Source organism: Nocardiopsis protaetiae (assembly GCF_045446735.1).
GTDB lineage: Bacteria > Actinomycetota > Actinomycetes > Streptosporangiales > Streptosporangiaceae > Nocardiopsis > Nocardiopsis protaetiae.
In genome coordinates this window covers 1-17,154 of the sequence record NZ_JBJJBV010000148.1, presented here as the reverse complement: position 1 = coordinate 17,154, position 17,154 = coordinate 1, and the positions used below count along the sequence as shown (strand labels likewise).

Genomic DNA, 17,154 nt, shown 5'->3' with positions numbered 1-17,154 from the left:
TGCGGTGGCGCCGGGCGGCAGCGGTGCCCGCGCTCGCGGCGGCCGCGTCGGTCGCGCTGGTCGCGGCGGGCGCGGCGGCCAACCCGGGCGGTGCGGCGCAGCCGCTGCCGACCGCGCTCGCGTACACGCTCGACGCCGACACCGGGGAGGCGTTCTGGACCCTCCCCCGGGACCGGGAGGACCCGCGCGCCCCGGACCCGTGGGCGGCGGGGTTCGTGGCGGGGGAGGCCGTCGACAACCCCGCCCCCGCCCCGGACCGCCCGGTGTCCCTGGTGGGGGCGGCCGAGGCGGTGGCGCTCGACCCGCCGGAGCTGGAGGTCCTGTCCGACGAGACCGCCGGCGGCGAGCGCAGGCTCCGGCTCGCCCTGGCGTCGCCGCGCGGCGCCGAGGGGATCGTGCCGGCCGTGGACGACGCGGACGGCCGGGTGTCGGCGATCTCCGTCGAGGGGCGCGAGGTCACCCCGGCGCCGGGCCCGGACGGCGTGGTCGGCGTCCACGTGCACGCGCCGCCCGCCGATGCCCCGGTCGGGGTGGAGGTGCGGTTCACCGCCGGGGGCGGTCCGCTGGCGGTCCGGCTCGCCGACGTGGACCGGTCGCCCTCGGCCCTGGAGAGCCTGCCGGGGTACACCCCGCCGCCGCCGGACCGGTACCTCTCCCACGGCGGGGTGACGGTGACCACCGCCCACGAGCTCTGAACCGGGGCGCGGCCCGGCGGTGCCCTCAGAAGAACGACCGCCGGACCGTCTCGGCCCGCTCCATGTTCCGGGCCATCCAGCGCAGGCCCCACCACTGGACCGCCACGACCGCGGTGTAGCACGGCAGCGCGAACACGGTCAGGAGCAGCAGCGACTCGGGAGAGGAGGTGTTGGCCAGCAGGTGGGACGTGGCCGGTGCGAGCGCCGTCACCGCCGCCACCGCGAGCAGTACGGCCATCGGGTACATCTGGCCGGCCCAGGCGTGGCGCCGTACCAGCTCGCGGCTCTCCGGGACGCGCAGCAGGTGGGCCGACACCCCGACCCCGTAGGCGGCGAACACGGCGACGACGACGGGGACCAGGACCAGTCCCGCCGCGGTGACCAGCGGCCCGGACAGGCCGGAGAACAGCGCGCCCAGCACCAGCGACCAGGACGCCGCCAGGCCCAGGCTGCCCGCGCAGACCATCGCGTCGCAGCCCAGGCGCCAGCGGTCGGTGGTCCCGCGGGCCCGGAACCACACTCCGGCGTCGCGGACCACCCAGCAGGTGAGCAGAGCCAGCACCAGCGGGTACAGGGCACTGAGCACCTCTCCCTCGACGTACGGGTAGAGCCCGAACAGCAGGCCGCCCACCGCCACCAGCCACACCTCGCTGAACAGCATCACGGGGCCGATCCGGGACACGATCCGGCGCCGTGCCGCGGCGCTCCTCCCCAGGAGGGGCAGGGCGGCGCCCACCCCTATGACGGCGCCCTCCAGCAGGAGGTAACCGACCAGGACCGTGACGAAGACGACGAACCACAGGACGCTCATACGTTCTCTCCGGAGATCGGGGCGGGGGAGGGGGGCGGGGGCTCGACCGGTTTCGAGCCGAGCAGGACGTCGTCCGGACCGCGGGCGGCCGACCTGAGGATCAGGACGACGTTGGTCACCGCGAGAGAACCCAGGACCAGGGTGAACACCACGAGGGACGTCGCGACCACCGGGGCGGAGACGCCGGGGGAGAGGCCCTCGGCGACGGTGAGGTGTTCGTACACCAGCCACGGCTGGCGGCCCATCTCGCGGACGATCCACCCCAGCGCGGAGGCCGCGACCGGCAGCGGGGCGAGGACGATGAGCACCGGCAGGAACCGGCGCGCCCGGGCCAGCCGGTTCCGGAACAGCATCGGCAGGAGCACCAGCAGGGTCAGGGCCGTGAGCACGTCGCCGATGAGCAGCATGGAGTTGAGGAAGGGTTCCATCGGCCCCTCCAGCTTGTCCGGCTGGGTGGCCTCCACATAGGCCGGTGCGACGTGTCCGCTGATGAAGGTGAGCAGTCCGCCCCCGGCCGCCACGAGCACGCCCCAGCGCAGGCAGGAGGTGAAGAACTCGACATGGTCACCGCGCCGCAGGTGGTGGGCGCTGACCCCGATGACCAGCCAGGAGGCGGTCATGAACGCGGCGCCCGTGACGTGCGGCAGCGCGGTGAGCATGTGGGGGTTGGTGATGAACAGGCCGAAGTCGTCCAGGACCAGCCGGCCGTCCACCACCCGGGATCCCACCGGGTTCTGGAGGTAGGAGTTCGCGGCCAGGATCCAGAGCGCGGACACGTAGGCGGTCAGCGCCACCAGCCAGATCAGCGCGAGGTGCACCCTCTTCGGAAGGATGTGCCATCCGAAGATCCACAGCCCGAGGAACGTGGACTCCAGGAAGAAGGCCGTCATCGTCTCGAGGGCGAGGGGCGCTCCGAAGACGTCCCCCGCGAAGTGGGACAGCCCGCTCCAGCTCATCCCGAACTGGAACTCCAGGACCAGGCCCGTGACGATGCCCAGGGCGTAGTTGATCAGGTAGATCTGCCCCCAGAAACGGGTCAGCCGCTCGTCGCTCCCGCGTCCGGTGAACGTGTGCCGGGTCTGCATGACCGCCACCATGGGGACGAGCCCGAGCGTCAGGGCGACGAAGACGAAGTGCAGGTTCGTGGTCACCGCGAACTGGAGCCGCGCGAGGTCCAGCACATCCACAGTTCCCCCTGGTGGTGACGGGGCCGGGATTTCCGACCGCGGCAGCCATTCCACCGTGGAGGGCGCGGGACCGGTAGACCGGAAAGGAGCGGGCGCCCCCTACGAAAGTAGTGGTACGCCCCCATCGTTCCTTGAGGGCGGTTCGAGCAGCGCGGGTGAGTATGGCCGCGGCCGCCGGGTCGACCGGCGGCCGTCGCTTCACACGGTGAAGTCACGTTGTGGAGAGAAAGGGGTCCACCATGCAGGAATTCCAGTTCACCGACCTCGTGCGCCTTCTTCGCGAGTGCGCCGGGCAGGACGAGTCCGTCGACCTCGACGGCGACATCGGCAACGATCCCTTCGACCGCCTGGGATACGACTCCCTGGCCCTGTTCAACACGGTCTCGCGGATCGAGCGCGTGTACAAGGTGTCGATCCCCGAGGGGACCATCGATGAGACGAGCACCCCCCTCGAACTCCTGAGGACCGTCAACGAGCGCCTCCAACAGCCGGCGTAGGAGTGAGGTGCGGTGTCCCGACTCCCTGCCCCGCCTTCCGTCAGCCGTCCGACCGAGAGACCGGAGGTATCCCGGTGAAGGGCCTGGTGCTTTCCGGGGGAAGTGGAAGCCGGCTGCGGCCCTTCACTTTCTCCTTTCCCAAACAACTCATCCCGGTGGGCAACAAACCTGTTCTCCACCATTGCCTTGAGAATCTCCGCGATATCGGCGTCCGCGAGGTCGGCGTCGTCATCGGGGGGTTCGGAGAGGAGATCCGGGAGTCCGTGGGGGACGGTTCCGCGTTCGGCCTGAGGATCACCTACATTCACCAGGACGAGCCGCTGGGGCTGGCGCACTGCGTCTCCATCGCCCGCGACTTCCTCGGGGAGGACGACTTCGTCATGTACCTCGGGGACAACATCCTCGCCGACGGTGTGCACGAGACCGCGCGGATCTTCGAGGAGCAGCGCCCCCACGCGTGCGTGACGACCGCCAAGGTCGACGACCCGAGCCAGTACGGCATCGTCGAACTGGACCACGAGGGCAGGGTTTTGTCCTTCCAGGAGAAGCCCGCCGAGCCGCGGGGGGACCACGCCATCGTCGGCGTCTACTTCTTCACCTCCGTGATCCACGAGGCCGTGGCCAACATCCGGCCCAGCGCCCGGGGCGAGCTGGAGATCACGGACGCCCTCCAGTACCTGATCGAGCAGGGCGCCCTGATCCGCTCGCACGAGTACTCGGGCTTTTGGCGGGACACCGGCACCATCGACGACCTCCTGGACTGCAACCGCAGGCTCCTGGCCCCGACCCTGTTCGAGCGGTCCGGAGCGGTGGACGAGGACAGCGTCCTCACCGGCGGGGTCCGGCTGGAGGCCGGGGCCTGCGTGGTGCGCTCCCACATCGAGGGCCCGGTGATCGTCGGCGCCGGTTCGGTGATCGAGGACTCCTACGTCGGTCCGAACACCGCCGTCGGCGAGGACTGCGAGCTGACCGGCGCGGAGATCGCCGAGTCCGTCGTCCTGCGGGGCGCCCGGATCTCCGGGGCCCGGGGGATCCGGAATTCCCTGATCGGCCGCGGCGCGCAGGTGCGCGGCGGCCACACCGGTTCCCACCGACTGCTGATCGGTGACCTCTCCCGCGTCGAGGTGTCGTCATGAGGGTTCTCGTCACCGGCGGAGCCGGTTTCATCGGATCGTGTTACGTGCGTTCCCTGCTCCAGGGCGCCTACCCGGGGTTCGAGGACGCCCGCGTCACCGTCCTCGACAAGCTCACCTACGCGGGGAACCTGCGCAACCTGGACCTGGACCACCCGCGGCTCGACTTCGTCCGGGGCGACGTCTGCGACGGTGAACTCCTGCGCGGCACGGTCGCCGGGCACGACGCCGTCGTCCACTTCGCGGCCGAGTCCCACGTGGACCGGTCCATCCGGGGGGCGGCCGAGTTCGTCCGGACCAATGTGCTCGGCACCCAGGTCCTCCTGGAGGTGTGCGCGGAGCTCGGGGTGGAGCCCGTCGTCCTGGTCTCCACGGACGAGGTCTACGGCTCGATCGAGGAGGGGGACTGGACCGAGTCCAGCCCCCTGCTGCCCAACTCCCCCTACTCGGCCTCCAAGGCGGCCGGGGACCTGTTCGCACGGGCCCACCACCGGACCTTTGGGCTGGACGTGCGCGTCACCCGGTGCGCCAACAACTACGGGCCGTTCCAGCACGTGGAGAAGCTGGTGCCGCTCTTCGTGACGAACCTGCTGGCCGGGCACCCGGTCCCCCTGTACGGCAACGGCACCAACGTCCGGGAGTGGATCCACGTCTCCGACCACTGCCGGGCGATCCAGCTGGTCCTGACCGAGGGGTCGCCCGGCCGGGTCTACAACATCGGGGGGCACCCCCAGAGCAACTGGGACGTGACCCGGCGGCTCCTGGACCTGTGCGGCGCCCACCCCGACCTGGTGACCTATGTCGAGGACCGGCCCGGGCACGACGTCCGGTACGCCCTCGACGACACCCTGATCCGTGAGGAACTGGGGTACCGGGAGCAGGTGACCTTCGAACAGGGTCTCGCGGACGTCGTGCAGTGGTACAGGGACCGCCCCGACTGGTGGAAACCGCTGCTGTCGCGCCCGGTGTAGGGCGGGCCCGACGGATCAGCCCGCCTCGCGGGCCCACGGCGCCGCCGCCCCCCGTCCGGGCGGCGCCGCCGCCCTGTGCGCCCCGGCGTGCTCCGCCCGGGAGCGCCGTGACGGCGAACGGGCGGAGCCGCGCCACCGTCGGCGCGGCCCCGCCCGTCCGTGGTCCCGGGTGTGTCAGTCGTTCCCGCTCAGGAGGGGGAGGCGGGCGGCGAACCCGTCGAGCATGGCCTGGAGGGCGATCTCGTGGAACTCGTCCCCGTGGTAGCCGCCGCTCATGGCCTTGACCATGTGCGGGTACCTCGACCAGTCCACGGCGTCGCCGCTCTCGGGGGACTCGGTGCTCCCGCCCACCGGTTCGCCGAGTTCGGCGAGCACGTGGCCGATGCTGAAGGAGCGCAGCGAGTTGATGATGAGCAGCGCGTCCCGCTCGCTGATGCCGCGGTCGCTCAGGAGCCTGAGCGCGCGGTTGCCGGAGGTCAGCACCGAGGGGGTGTAGGCCGGGCGGGTGGCGATGAGGGGGACCGCCTTCGGGTGCCGGCGAAGGACCGCGTGGAGGCGCCGGATGTACTGCGCGACCAGCTCCCTCCAGTTCTGGTCCGAGTCGATCACCTCGAAGTCGACCTCGCCGTAGATCGTGTCCACCACGCCGTCGTAGAGCGCGCTCTTGTTCGGCACGTAGTGGTAGATGGTCATGGGATCGACCCCCAGTGCGGACCCGAGCTTGCGCATGGACAGCGCTTCGAGCCCGAAACGGTCGATGAAGGAGAGGGCCATCGAGGCGATGTAGGCACTGCTGAGCTGGTGGCCCTGTTTCGCCTCGCTGCGCCCCTGGTCCGCTCCGGGGTGTGATGTCATCGTCGTCCTCCGGGAAAGCCGAGACTCCGGCCGGGCCGGTGTACCGACCGGTAGGTCCCGCGATCTCGTGCTGACTTTAACACCGGCCTGAGCAGGGGTCCTGGCCGGTCAAGTCGTACCGATCTTGCTGTCCGCCACGCGGAAGCGGAATCCGGCGACCACGGCGAAGCCGACCGTGAAGAGGGCCACGACCAGGAGCCGCGGCGCCACCTCGGCCAGCCCCGCGCCGTCGAGCGTGATCGCCCGCATCGCCTCCAGGTGGTAGTAGACGGGGGTCCACTGGGCGATGGCCTGCATCCACACCGGCAGAGTGTCCGGGGAGGTGAGGGAGCCCCCGATGCCGGACATGATCATGCCGCTCATGTTCCCGAGCACCACGGCCTGGTCCATGGTCGTGAACAGGGACACCATCATCACGCTGAACGCCACGACCATCGCCACGAAGAGCAGCCCGGTCACGACCAGTGCGACGACCGACCCGGTGATGCGGTAGTCGAAGAACAGCGTGCCCAGGGCGAAGATGGCCGCCATCTGGAGGAGCTGGACGAGGTAGAGCGGCGCGACCTTGCCCAGGATGATGTCCGCCGTGGTCGCGGGACTGGCGCGCAGCCGGTCCCAGGTGCCCCAGAAGTGCTCCCGGTAGAAGAGGGTCCCCACCAGGGAGACGCTGAAGAACGCGAACATGGCCGACATCCCCGGCACCAGCTGTTCGGCCCCGCTGGCGTCGGTGTAACCCTGGCCGTGCAGCTGTGCCTGCACGGCGGGGACGACGAACGCCATCAGCGCGAGCGGCATGACGACGGTGGCGATGAGCGGTGCGGGGTCCGAGGCGAACAGCCTGCACCCGGCCCGGGCGATGGCGATGCTACGAGACGAGATCACGGGACTCCTCCTCCACGTCGAGCTCGGTTCCGGTGATGGAGAGGAAGGCGGCCTCCAGGTTGGGCCGCCGGATCTCGACCCCGGTCAGGCGGCCTCCGCGGCCGTCCAAGGAGCCGATCGCGTCCGCCGTGGCGGCCGCGGTGTCCTCGATGGTGTGCGCGGAGACCAGGGTGTCGCCCTCGACGCGCCATCCGGCCAGCTCGGGCGGGGCCCCGTCGAAGACGAGCACCACACGCGCGGCGGCGTGCTCACGGAGCACCTGCTCCAGCGGGGCGTTCGCGCGGATCCGCCCCTCGTGCAGGACGGCGATGTCCGCCTCCAGGTCCTCGAGTTCGGTCAGGTAGTGGGTGGTGTAGAGCACCGCCGTGCCCTGGGCCGCCATCTCCCGGACGATGGCGAGGATCTCGGCCCGGGAGCGTACGTCGGCCCCCACCGTGGGCTCGTCCAGGAACAGCACGTCGGGCCGGTGCAGGATGGCCATCGCCGTGTGGAGCCGGCGCTTCTGGCCGCCGGACAGCCGCTGGGCGGTCTCGTCCATCCGGTCCTCCAGGCCCAGCGCACCGGCCGCCTCCTCGGCCCGGATCGCCGCGGCGCGGCCCCGGAGCCCGGCCAGCCGGGCGAAGTACCCCAGGTTGGCCCGGACCGTGAGGGTCGGGTAGATCCCCAGCTCCTGGGGGGCCAGCCCGATGAGCCGGGCGGCCCGCCGCCGGTCCCGCAGGGCGTCGACCTCTCCGATGAACACCTTCCCGGAGTCGGCGGAGCGCAGCCCCGCGGTGATGGAGATGAGGGTCGTCTTCCCGGCCCCGTTGGAGCCCAGCAGCCCCAGGACCTGCCCGGGGCCGACGCTCAGGTCCACACCCTTCAGCACCTCGTGGCCTCCGTACGCCTTGCGGAGGCCGGTGATCTCTAACATGACGAAATCCATTTCTACGTCGTAGAGTGCTGATAACAATGTAACTCTACGCCGTAGAAAGTCAATGCGCGGGTCCGGCTCAGGACCCGCCGCGGGCGCGGTCCGCGACGGCGTCGACCAGGCGGGCCTGGCGCACGCTGTCCCGCATCGCGGCCGCCGCGGAGGACCGTCCCCGGACGGCGTCACGGAACTCGGCGAGGGTGTTCTCGAACTGCCGGTCGGGCTCCAGGACGATCTCCTCGTGTCCGCCCGAACGGCTCAGCCCGAGGACGGGCCGGTGGTCGTCGGGGGTGCTGAACTGGCGCTCGGCCCGCAAGATGCCCTCGGACCCGTGGACCTCGAAGTGGGCGCGGTAGGCGTGCTCCATCCCGAAGACCACGGAGGCCGTGGCTCCGCGGGCGGCGCGGAGAAGGGCCGCGCCCGAGACGACGACCCCCCGGGAGGTGTCCTCGCGCAGCACCGCCCCGGCCACGTCGAGGTCGGGGCCCAGCAGGTGGGAGGTGATCCGGAGGGGGTAGACACCGACGTCCAGGAGTGCCCCGGCGCCCAGTTCGGGCCGGTACCGGATGTCGTCGGAGGGCCGCGGGGGGATGGAGAAGACCGCGCTGAGCGCGCGGACCTCGCCCACCGCCCCCTCCTCCAGGAGCTCCCGGACCCGGGCCAGCTGCGCGTGGCGCAGGAAGGTGTGGTTCTCCAGCAGGACCAGGTCGAGGGAGGCGGCCAGCGACACCAGGCTCTCGGCGGCGGCCGCGTCCGGGGCGAGCGGCTTCTCGACGAGCACGTGCTTGCCGTGCAGCAGGCACCGCCGCACCCACTCCTCGTGCAGCATCACCGGGAGGGGCACATAGACGGCGTCGACGTCGTCCCGTTCCAGCAGGCGCCCGTAGCCCACCACCGGTTCCACGCCCAGTTCGCGGCCCGCCTCCCGGGCGCGCCCGCGGTCCCGGGAGGCCAGGCAGACCGCCTCCATCCCGGGGGTCGCGGCGATGGCGGGCAGGGTCCTGCGCCGTCCGATGTCGCTGTGCCCGAGAACCCCCACCCGGACCGGGGCGTGCCGGTCCGGGCCGGGGGGCGTCACAGGTCCGCCGCGGTGAGGGTGCCCGTGCGGGCCAGCAGCTCCAGGGGGCGGACCACCTCCGCGGGAGCGGGCAGCGCCTCGTTCTCCTCCCGGATACGCCGGGCCGCCTTGTACGCGGACGGGTCGTCCAGGAGCGCCGCGAGGGACCCCCGGATCTCCTCCGTCGTCGCGGACAGCCCCGACAAGGCGAGCCCGGACCCCGCCAGGGCGAACCGGCGTCCCATCTCCATGCCGTCGTCGGCCATGCCGAGCATGAGCTGGGGGAGCCCCAGCGCGGCGGCGGTCATCATCGGGTTGACGCTGCCCTGGTGGGCGATCAGGCCGCAGGTGGGGAGCAGCAGTTTCAGCGGGAAGTCCGTCAGGACGCGCACCCGGCCCGGAAGGTCGTCGAGCGAGTGGACCGCCTCGGGCGGGCCGGTGAACACGACCTCCACGTCCAGGTCGGCCGCGGCCTCCAGCAGCCGGGGGAAGACGGGCGCGCCGTTGCCGAAGATGTTGTGGGTCCCCCGGCTCCACAGCAGGCAGAGCCGCCGCGGGTCCGGCTCCTCCAGCAGCCAGGGCTCCATCCGCCCCGGCCCGTTGTAGGGCACGTAACGCATGGGGATGTGCAGGGCGTCCCCGTGGTCGATCCCCACCGAAGGCGGGGTCGAGTCGATCACGTACCCGATCGGCGGACGGGCCTGAGCCACGCCGTGCCGGGCCAGGGCCCCGGTCCGGTCGGGCACACAGGACTCGACGGCGCCGAACATGCCCGGACCGTGGTACACGCAGGGCACCCCCGCCACTGCGGCCGCGAGCACGCCCTCCGACCCCAGGAGGTCGTGGACGACCAGGTCGGGGCGCCAATCGCGGGCGAACCCGGCGGCCGCGTCGAAGCGCCGGTCGATGACCTCGTGGCAGGCCTCCTCCAGGCGGGCGCCCTCCCGGTCCGCGTCGTACAGCCGGAAGTCCACGACGGGCTCGCCGGTCTCCGGGTGCAGGACGGGGGAGTCGTCGAGCGGACCGGAGGCCCTGGCCGTCTCCCCGTACCGCTCCATGCGCTCCATCTTCATCACGTCGTAGCTCTCGAAGAGGGGCACGGGCACGAGTCCGCCCTGGGTCACCGCCCTCACCTGGGAGGGGGCGCAGACCACCCGGACCTCGTGGCCCGCGGCCTCCAGCGCCCAGCCCAGGGGGATGATGCAGTTGTAGACCCCCAGCCAGTCGCTGACGGTGAACATCACTTTCATACGGCTCTCCCTGAATAGGTCGGGCGCCTGTGGGTCCGGAGCCCGTCGGTGGTGGGGTGCGCCCGGCCGGACGCACCCAGGGCGGACCGCCACAGGGCGGTCAGCGAATCTCGCGGGGCGTGCTCCGGGGACCAGCCCAGGACCTCCCGCGCCGCGGTCGCGTCCACGCAGAACCACGGCGACCCCGCCGTGCGGGCCGTGTGCTCCACCTCCACCACGCGGAGGGGGACCCCGCTCAGCTCGATGAGGTCCCGGACCAGGTCCCGGACGCCCAGGACCTCGCCCCGGCCGATGTTCAGCACCCGCCTGCGGTCCAGCGGCACGGAGACCGCCCGGGCCGCCGCCGAGGCTACGTCGCGGACGTCCACGAAGTCGCGCCGGGAGTCCAGCCGGTTGAGCTTCAGCTCCCGGGGGCCGTCCCCCGCAGTGCGGACCAGTGCGTCGGCGACCCGGCCCAGCAGGGCCGTGGAGGGGGTGCCGGGGCCGTAGACGTTGGCGACCCGCAGCACCACGGCGTCGACGGCGCCCCATCGCGCGGCGGTCAGAACCCGTTCGGTCCCGGCGGCCTTGGCCTGCCCGTAGTCGGTGTCGGGCCGGGTCGGGACCTCCTCGCCGACGGGCTCCCCGCCGGGGGCGGGACCGTACTCCAGGACCGACCCCAGGTGCACGAGCCTCGGTGCCCAGGGCAGGCGCGCGACCGCGTCCACGACCCGGTCGGTGAGGGCGACGTTGGCGCCGACCAGCTCGGCCGGGTCCTCCGTGAAGACCCGGCCGGCCGCGTTGACGATGAAGTCGGGCCGCTCCTCCCAGAAGAGGTCGATCAGCGCCTCCGGGGCGAGGTTGACGTCGAGGACGACGCTGCGGACCGGCAGGGTGCGGCCGGGGCGCCGCAGCACGCCCAGGACGTCCTGTCCGGCCCCGGCGAGCGCGTCCGCGATCGCCCCGCCCAGGAAGCCCCCGGCGCCGAGGACGACGCCCTTGCCCGCCGGCCTCAGAGGAGGGAGTGCAGGCAGGCGAGCAGGCACCTCATCTCCACGTTGAGGTAGTTCTCGTGCTGTACCAGGTCGGCCAGCTGCCGCACGGTCGTCCATGTGTAGCCTTCCGGGAGGTGAGAGGGGATGTCGTCGCCTGTGTCGACGACCATGTAGTTGTTCTCCGCGTGGTAGAAGCGCCCTCCTTCTTCGGAGTGCACCGCGTCGAAGCGGATCCGCTCCGGTGGAGCGCCGAGCACGTAGTCGAGGAACGGCGGCCGGTCGGGGGAGGCCCCGTCCGCGTAGTTCGCCGGAGTGCACTGGAGGCTGGGGGCCAGCTCGACCACGTCCATCGATCCCGCGCCGCTGCGGGCCTGCACCAGAACGTGCAGGACCCCGTCGACCCGTTTCGTGAGCAGCGCGAGCAGCCCCCGGTTGACGGGGGCCAGCAGCGGCTGGGACCACGACCTGACCTCACGGCCCTCCGCCTCGACGTCCACCCCGATCACCGAGAAGTAGCGCTCCTCGACGTGGCTGATCCGCTCGGGTGTGCGCACCCAGTGGTCGACCCGGTTCAGCGGTGTGAGCGTCCGGGACAGGGTGCGGCTGGACTTCTCGTCGAAGAACCACGTCGTCAGGGTGGGGCCGTCGGCGGAGGACACCGGGAGGCCGGGCAGCATGGACCGCAGCAGGGCGCCCCGGTAGGTGTCCTCGTTCAGCAGGGACGGGCGGTCGGTCGGCGCGCGGAACGGGATCGTCGACAGCACGCTCCGGATGTCCATGTTGAGCATGTTCCGGAGCGGCAGCAGCTCGTGCAGCTGGCCGAGCGTCAACCAGCAGAAGCCCTCCCGGAGGGGGACGTCCTCCCGGGTCTCCACCACCATGTTCCGGTTGCGCTTGTGCAGGAACCACGAGCCCTGCTCGGACTGGAGGGAGTCCAGGAGCACCCGCCCGCGCTCGTCGCCGACGAAGTACTCCAGATAGGCGGTGGCAGCGCCCCGGTGGGCCCGCGTGTAGTTGCTCCGGGTGGCCTGCACCGTGGGCGAGAGCTGGACGCCGTTGATGTTCCCCGGTTCCATCTTCGTCTGGACCAGGCAGTGCAGGACCCCGTCGAACTCCTTGACCAGCAGGCCGAGGACACCGATCTCGGGCTGCACGATGATGGGCTGGCGCCAGAGGGGGACCGACCGGTGCCGGGTCGACACCTCCAGGCCCTCCACCGTGTAGAAGCGCCCGCTGGTGTGCTTGAGGTCGCCGGTCTCGGGGTCCGTGGTCCAGCCGGCCAGCCCGTCGAGGGGGGCGCGCTTGACCGAGTGACGGTCCCGCCTCCCCACCTCCGCGAACCACTGGTGGAACCACTCCAGGGTCACCGACGCACCCTCCACCACCGAGGCTGACTCGCTGAAGCGGCGGGCGTCGTGTTCGCGGATCCCCTGCGGCGCTGGCCGGGTGCGTGTGTACGACAACGGCGTGCACCTTTCACGGTCGGGCGGACATGCCATGGATCCGCCCACGCTGGGCCATGCGGCTCGAGTCCTGCTGGACTCCCTTTCGCATGGGCGGGCCCGCGGCCGCCCTCCGAAGTCCCCTCGAGCGGGTTCCGAGGCCCCGTGCCTAGGTTCTGCGGAGTGTCCTGACAGCCGCCGATCATGTGGAAGGGCGTCCAGATGAAACGCCGTGTCGTCATCACCGGACTGGGGGTCGTCGCCCCGGGGGACCCGGGGGTCGAGCCGTTCTGGGAACGGATCAGCGAGGGTCGACCGGCCACGAGGAGGCTGACCCACTTCGATCCGACCCCCTACCGCTCGCAGATCGCCGCGGAGGTCGACTTCGACCCGGTGCGCGAGGGCCTGTCCGCCCGGGAGATCCGGCGGATGGACCGCTCGGTGCAGTTCGCGATGGTGAGCACCCGCGAAGCGCTCGCGGACAGCGGGCTCCCCACCGGGGGGACCCCGGAGCGGACGGGCGTGAGCATGGGCACGGCGGTGGGCGCCACCATCCGGCTCGACGAGGAGTACCGGGTCCTGAGCGACGAGGGCCGCACCTGGCTGGTCGACCCCTCCTACGCGGTGCCGCACATGTACGACCACACCGTGCCCAGCGCCATGGCCAAGGAGGTCGCGTGGGAGGTCGGGGCGGAGGGCCCGGTGGGCGTGATCTCCACCGGGTGCACCTCCGGTATCGACTCCGTGGCCCACGCCTTCGAGCTCATCGAGGAGGGCACGGCCGACGTCATGGTCTCCGGGGCCGCCGACGCCCCGCTCTCACCCATCACCTACGCGTGCTTCGACGCGATCCGGGCCACGTCCAGCCGCAACGACGATCCCGGCCGGGCGCTGCGGCCCTTCGACCTGACCAGGGACGGGTTCGTTCTGGGCGAGGGCGGCGCCGTGCTCGTCCTGGAGGAGTACGAGCACGCGGTCCGGCGGGGCGCGCGGGTGTACGCCGAGATCCTCTCCTGCGCCTCGCGGGCCAACGCCCACCACATGACCGGGCTGCGCCCGGACGGGGCGGAGCTGGCGCAGGCGGCCCGGAGCGCGATGGCCGGTGCCGGGGTGGCCCCCTCGGACATCGACTACATCAACGCCCACGGCACCTCCACCAAGCAGAACGACCGGCACGAGACGGCCGCCGTCAAGGCGGCCTTCGGGGAGAGCGCCCACGAGGTCCCCATCAGCTCGATCAAGGCCGTCACGGGGCACTCCCTCGGCGGGATCGGTTCGATCGAGATCGCCGCGTGCGCCCTGGCCCTGGACCGGGGGGTCATCCCCCCGACGGCCAACCTCGAGGAACCGGACCCCGAACTCGATCTGGACTACGTGCCACTGACCGCACGCGAACGCCGCCTGGACGTCGTGATGACCCTCGGGAGCGGCTTCGGCGGCTTCCAGAGCGCGATGGTCCTGGCCCGCCCCGACCGGAGGAACCGATGAGAGCCGTCGTCACCGGCCTGGGGGCCGTGTCGCCCGTCGCCACGGGCGTCGAACAGCACTGGAGCGGAGTCCTGGAGGGGCGCGGTGCCATCGGCCCCATCACACGGTTCGACGCCTCCGCCTACCCCGTCCGTGCGGCCGGGGAGATCACGGACTTCGACGCCGCCGAGCACGTCTCCGGCAGGCTCATCCCGCAGACCGACCGCGTCACGCGGCTGACGCTCGCCGCCGCGGACTGGGCCCTGGCCGCGGCGGGTGTGGACATGCGCGAGCGGGACCCCTTCGACACGAGCGTGGTCCTGGCCAACTCGATCGGCGGATTCGAGTTCGGGCAGAAGGAGCTGGAGAACCTGTGGGGGAGCGGCCCCGACCACGTCAGCGCCTACCAGTCCTTCGCCTGGTTCTACGCGGTCAACACCGGCCAGGTGTCCATCCGCCACGGCATGCGCGGCCCGGTCAGCGTGGTGGTGAGCGACAACGCCGGGGGCCTGGACGCCCTGGGCAAGGCCCGCCGGAACATCCGCCGGGGGACCGGGCTGGTCGTCAGCGGCGGGATGGAGGCGCCCCTGTGCCCCTGGGGGGTGGCCGCCCTGTCGGCGGACCCCGGCCTCAGCCGCGCGACCGACCCGGAGCGGGCCTTCCTGCCGTTCTCCGCGGAGGCCGGCGGATACGTCATGGGCGAGGGCGGGGCCGTGCTGGTCGTGGAGAGCGAGCAGGGGGCCCGGGACCGGGGCGCACGGCCCCTCGGTGAGATCGCGGGCCACCACCAGACCTTCGACCCCGCCCCGGAGAGCGGGCGCGGTACCCGCCTGGAGGCGGCCGTCCGGGGGGCCCTGGCCGACGCCGGACTGGAACCCGGCGCCATCGACGCCGTCTACGCGGACGCCTCGGGCGTGCCCGAGGCCGACCGCGAGGAATCGCGCGCCCTGGAGGCCGTGTTCGGTGCGCGCGGGGTGCCGGTCACCGCGCCCAAGACCATGACGGGCCGACTGAACTCGGGGGGCGGCGCCCTGGACGCCGCCATGGCGCTCCTCTCCATCCGGGACGGGGTCCTGCCCCCGACGGCCAAGGGTGTTGCGGCGGCGGAGGAGCACGCCCTCGACCTCGTCACCGGCCAGCCGCGGGAGTTGGAGGTCCGCAACGTGCTGGTGCTCGCCAGGGGGCACGGGGGGTTCAACTCCGCGATGGTCCTGACGAAGAGCGGCCGATGACGGAGACCGGGAGCAGGACGGCGGCGGAGGTGTCGGACTGGGTCCTGTGCCGTGCCTGCAAGCGCATCCTCCTGGGCCGCCGTTTCCGCCGCGGCCTGCGGGTCTGCGGCGAGTGCGGCCACCATGAGATGCTGACCGCGCCCCAGCGCGTCGAGATGCTCTTCGACGAGGGGAGCGTGCGCCCCCTGGAGATCCGGGCCGACTCCGGGGACCCGCTGGGATTCACCGACTCGGTCCCCTACCCGCTCCGGCGGGAGCGGGCCCGGGAGGCGACCGGCCTGGACGACGCGGCGGTGTGCGTGCGCGGCAGGATCCGGGGCAGGCCCGCGGTGGCCGTGGTCATGGACTTCGGCTTCCTCGGGGGCAGCCTCGGCTCCGCGGTCGGCGACCTCGTCGTCGGGGCCGCGCGGGTGGCCCTGGAGGAACGCACCCCCCTGCTGCTGGTCACGGCCTCGGGCGGGGCGCGGATGCAGGAGGGGGCCCTGGCCCTCATGCAGATGGCCCGGACGAGCCGGGCCATGGGCGAGCTGGACGAGGCGGGGATCCTCACGATCTCCCTCGTCACCGATCCGACCTACGGCGGTGTCGCCGCTTCCTTCGCCACCCAGAGCGACGTCATCATCGCGGAGTCCGGGGCCCGGCTGGGATTCGCCGGACCCCGGGTGATCGAGCAGACCATCGGCGAGAGCCTGCCCCCCGGGTTCCAGACGGCCGGGTTCCTCCTGGAGAAGGGCATGGTCGACGCCGTCCGGGACCGCTCCGAGCTGAAGGCGACCCTGGCGGGGCTGCTGGCCGCGGGAGATCCGGCCGAGGCCTCCCGGCGCCCCCTCCGCGCCGACGCCGCCGCGGGGACCGGGGACGGGCCGCGCTTCCTGGCGGAGGACCCCGGCGAACTGCCGGAGGCCGACCCCTGGGACGCGGTGCGCCTGGCCCGGGAGGTGGGCCGCCCCACCTTCCTGGACTACACCGGCGCGATCCTGGAGGAGTTCCTGGAACTGCGGGGCGACCGGGTGTCCGGCGACTGCCCGGCCGTGGTGGGCGGGCTCGGCCGCATCGGCGACACCCGCCTGGTGGTCGTCGGCCACCAGAAGGGGCACACGGCGGCCGAGCTCAACCGGCGGAACTTCGGCATGGCCTCGCCCGCCGGGCACCGGAAGGCGGTCCGCCTCTTCCGGCTCGCCGCCAAGCTGGGGCTGCCGGTGCTCACCCTCGTGGACACCCCCGGCGCCTTCCCCGGAAGGGAGGCCGAGGAGCAGGGCCAGTCCTTCGCCATCGCCGACAGCATCCGGGTCATGGCGGGCCTGCCCGTCCCCACGGTCAGCGTGGTCACCGGCGAGGGCGGCAGCGGCGGGGCGCTCGCCCTGGCCACCGCCGACCGGGTCCTGATCTGCTCCAACGCCGTGTACTCGGTGATCAGCCCCGAAGGCTGCGCCTCGATCCTGTGGAAGGACGCGGGGCGGGCCCCGGACGCCGCAGCCGCCCTGCGGCTCGACGCGCGGAGCCTCCTGGACCGGGGCGTGGTCGACGCGGTGGTGCTCGAACCCGAGGGCGGGGCGCACCGCGCCCCCGCCGAGGCCGCCGCGCGGCTGCGGGAATCGGTCGCCACCGTGCTCGCGGAACTGGCGGAGGCGGACCCGGCCCGGATCGTCCACGAGCGCCGCGAGCGCTTCCAACGTTTTGGCACCCAGTCGCCGTCCACACGGCCAACCCGGTGAGGAGTCGATCATGACGGATGTGTCCGTGGAGAACCGCGCTCTCGACGACCTGGTCCGCGCGGTGGCCGAACTC

The 17,154-nt window shown here is 72.3% G+C and carries 15 protein-coding genes and 1 pseudogene; 7 read left to right on the top strand and 9 right to left on the bottom strand.

Annotated features, from left to right (window positions below; translation table 11 throughout):
• A pseudogene (locus ACJOT3_RS21460) lies at positions 1–695 on the top strand (hypothetical protein); the annotation flags it as partial.
• A 25-nt stretch (positions 696–720) separates the two neighbouring features.
• Here the strand turns inward: ACJOT3_RS21460 and ACJOT3_RS21455 are convergent.
• On the bottom strand, positions 721–1,506 hold the full coding sequence (locus ACJOT3_RS21455) for a cytochrome d ubiquinol oxidase subunit II (RefSeq protein WP_406974867.1): 786 nt from the start codon (positions 1,504–1,506) through the stop codon (positions 721–723).
• Positions 1,503–2,687 (bottom strand): cytochrome ubiquinol oxidase subunit I, encoded by a 1,185-nt coding sequence (locus tag ACJOT3_RS21450; RefSeq protein WP_406974866.1) that lies wholly within the window; start codon positions 2,685–2,687, stop codon positions 1,503–1,505. The genes ACJOT3_RS21455 and ACJOT3_RS21450 overlap by 4 nt, the downstream gene beginning before the upstream one ends.
• Positions 2,688–2,932: 245 nt before the next feature.
• Here ACJOT3_RS21450 and ACJOT3_RS21445 point away from each other — a divergent pair, with 245 nt between their 5' ends.
• The 3 genes from ACJOT3_RS21445 to rfbB all read left to right on the top strand — a co-directional run bounded on the left by ACJOT3_RS21445 (position 2,933) and on the right by rfbB (position 5,294).
• Entirely contained in the window at positions 2,933–3,190 is a 258-nt protein-coding gene (locus ACJOT3_RS21445; RefSeq protein WP_406974865.1) for an acyl carrier protein, read from the top strand.
• Between the two features lie 74 nt (positions 3,191–3,264).
• The gene (locus tag ACJOT3_RS21440; RefSeq protein WP_406974864.1) at positions 3,265–4,326 is read left to right on the top strand and encodes a glucose-1-phosphate thymidylyltransferase; all 1,062 of its coding nucleotides are present in this window, start codon (positions 3,265–3,267) and stop codon (positions 4,324–4,326) included.
• A complete protein-coding gene (rfbB, locus tag ACJOT3_RS21435; protein WP_406974863.1) occupies positions 4,323–5,294 on the top strand; it encodes a dTDP-glucose 4,6-dehydratase in 972 nt (323 codons plus the stop codon). Before ACJOT3_RS21440 ends, rfbB begins: the two co-directional genes overlap by 4 nt.
• Positions 5,295–5,468: 174 nt before the next feature.
• Here rfbB and ACJOT3_RS21430 read toward each other — a convergent pair whose 3' ends face one another.
• The 7 genes from ACJOT3_RS21430 to ACJOT3_RS21400 form a co-directional block, all read right to left on the bottom strand.
• Entirely contained in the window at positions 5,469–6,149 is a 681-nt protein-coding gene (locus ACJOT3_RS21430) for a TetR/AcrR family transcriptional regulator (RefSeq protein WP_406974862.1), read from the bottom strand.
• A 108-nt stretch (positions 6,150–6,257) separates the two neighbouring features.
• The gene (locus ACJOT3_RS21425; RefSeq protein WP_406974861.1) at positions 6,258–7,031 is read right to left on the bottom strand and encodes an ABC transporter permease; all 774 of its coding nucleotides are present in this window, start codon (positions 7,029–7,031) and stop codon (positions 6,258–6,260) included.
• On the bottom strand, positions 7,015–7,944 hold the full coding sequence (locus tag ACJOT3_RS21420) for an ABC transporter ATP-binding protein (RefSeq protein ID WP_406974860.1): 930 nt from the start codon (positions 7,942–7,944) through the stop codon (positions 7,015–7,017). Before ACJOT3_RS21420 ends, ACJOT3_RS21425 begins: the two co-directional genes overlap by 17 nt.
• Positions 7,945–8,023: 79 nt before the next feature.
• Complete coding sequence (locus tag ACJOT3_RS21415; RefSeq protein ID WP_406974859.1) at positions 8,024–9,022, bottom strand: Gfo/Idh/MocA family protein; 999 nt, start codon at positions 9,020–9,022, stop codon at positions 8,024–8,026.
• Positions 9,019–10,251, bottom strand: a complete 1,233-nt coding sequence (locus ACJOT3_RS21410) for a nucleotide disphospho-sugar-binding domain-containing protein (protein WP_406974858.1) — start codon at positions 10,249–10,251, stop codon at positions 9,019–9,021. Before ACJOT3_RS21410 ends, ACJOT3_RS21415 begins: the two co-directional genes overlap by 4 nt.
• Positions 10,248–11,276 carry an NAD-dependent epimerase/dehydratase family protein gene (locus ACJOT3_RS21405; RefSeq protein ID WP_406974857.1) on the bottom strand — a complete coding sequence of 343 codons (1,029 nt, stop codon included), beginning with the start codon at positions 11,274–11,276 and terminating at the stop codon, positions 10,248–10,250. Before ACJOT3_RS21405 ends, ACJOT3_RS21410 begins: the two co-directional genes overlap by 4 nt.
• Positions 11,243–12,688, bottom strand: a complete 1,446-nt coding sequence (locus tag ACJOT3_RS21400) for an NDP-hexose 2,3-dehydratase family protein (RefSeq protein ID WP_406974856.1) — start codon at positions 12,686–12,688, stop codon at positions 11,243–11,245. The genes ACJOT3_RS21405 and ACJOT3_RS21400 overlap by 34 nt, the downstream gene beginning before the upstream one ends.
• Before the next feature lie 201 nt (positions 12,689–12,889).
• Here ACJOT3_RS21400 and ACJOT3_RS21395 point away from each other — a divergent pair, with 201 nt between their 5' ends.
• Genes ACJOT3_RS21395 through accA form a run of 3 tightly spaced genes read left to right on the top strand, consistent with a single transcriptional unit; the run spans position 12,890 to position 17,081 of the window.
• Entirely contained in the window at positions 12,890–14,155 is a 1,266-nt protein-coding gene (locus ACJOT3_RS21395; protein WP_406974855.1) for a beta-ketoacyl-[acyl-carrier-protein] synthase family protein, read from the top strand.
• Positions 14,152–15,366 (top strand): ketosynthase chain-length factor, encoded by a 1,215-nt coding sequence (locus tag ACJOT3_RS21390; protein ID WP_406974854.1) that lies wholly within the window; start codon positions 14,152–14,154, stop codon positions 15,364–15,366. Before ACJOT3_RS21395 ends, ACJOT3_RS21390 begins: the two co-directional genes overlap by 4 nt.
• Positions 15,363–17,081, top strand: coding sequence for a carboxyltransferase subunit alpha (gene accA, locus ACJOT3_RS21385; protein WP_406974853.1), 1,719 nt, complete (start codon positions 15,363–15,365; stop codon positions 17,079–17,081). Before ACJOT3_RS21390 ends, accA begins: the two co-directional genes overlap by 4 nt.
• The last annotated feature ends 73 nt before the right edge of the window (positions 17,082–17,154 follow it).

Coding starts and splice junctions, on each gene's coding strand:
- ACJOT3_RS21455 (WP_406974867.1), bottom strand. CDS start 1,506: ATGAGCGTCCTGTGGTTCGTCGTCTTCGTCACGGTCCTGGTCGGTTAC.
- ACJOT3_RS21445 (WP_406974865.1), top strand. CDS start 2,933: ATGCAGGAATTCCAGTTCACCGACCTCGTGCGCCTTCTTCGCGAGTGC.
- rfbB (WP_406974863.1), top strand. CDS start 4,323: ATGAGGGTTCTCGTCACCGGCGGAGCCGGTTTCATCGGATCGTGTTAC.
- ACJOT3_RS21430 (WP_406974862.1), bottom strand. CDS start 6,149: ATGACATCACACCCCGGAGCGGACCAGGGGCGCAGCGAGGCGAAACAG.
- ACJOT3_RS21420 (WP_406974860.1), bottom strand. CDS start 7,944: ATGTTAGAGATCACCGGCCTCCGCAAGGCGTACGGAGGCCACGAGGTG.
- ACJOT3_RS21410 (WP_406974858.1), bottom strand. CDS start 10,251: ATGAAAGTGATGTTCACCGTCAGCGACTGGCTGGGGGTCTACAACTGC.
- ACJOT3_RS21395 (WP_406974855.1), top strand. CDS start 12,890: ATGAAACGCCGTGTCGTCATCACCGGACTGGGGGTCGTCGCCCCGGGG.
- ACJOT3_RS21390 (WP_406974854.1), top strand. CDS start 14,152: ATGAGAGCCGTCGTCACCGGCCTGGGGGCCGTGTCGCCCGTCGCCACG.
- accA (WP_406974853.1), top strand. CDS start 15,363: ATGACGGAGACCGGGAGCAGGACGGCGGCGGAGGTGTCGGACTGGGTC.